Raw genomic sequence first — 418 nt, 5'->3', positions numbered from 1 at the left:
CCGGCACTGTCGTGAATACCGGGGCTCAGGGCGGACCGGATGCGGATAACCGTGACGGCATGTTTGTGTCGGGCACCGCCACTGACACCCTCATCACCCGCAACGGGCGTCAGACGGTGTATGAGACCGGCAGCGTCGTGTCCACCACGGTACAGACTGGTGGAGACCAGAGTGTGCACGGCCGGGCATCGGGGACGGTGCTGAACGGCGGGAGTCAGTACGTGCACGGCGGGGCGCAGGTCACGGATACGGTGATTAACGACGGGGGCTGGCAGATTCTGAAGGACGGGGCCCGGGCGGATGAGACGCAGGTCAACAGCGGCGGCAGGCTGCAGGTGAATGCCGGCGGCGTCGCCGGTCAGGTCACCCTGGCACAGGGCGGGGCCCTGGTGACCAGCACGGCAGCGACCGTGTCCGG

Annotated in this window: 1 protein-coding gene; it reads left to right on the top strand. The window is 67.9% G+C overall.

Features of this window, described 5'->3' with window-relative positions; translation table 11 throughout:
* Window positions 1–418, top strand: a 418-nt coding sequence (locus tag ACU8YC_RS28520; RefSeq protein WP_446896456.1) for an AIDA repeat-containing protein, incomplete at both ends; no start/stop codon positions are given.

The organism is Citrobacter sp. VF227 (genome assembly GCF_052950715.1).
Note: the sequence above shows the minus strand (reverse complement) of the source record. Positions and strands in the feature narration are given on the sequence as shown.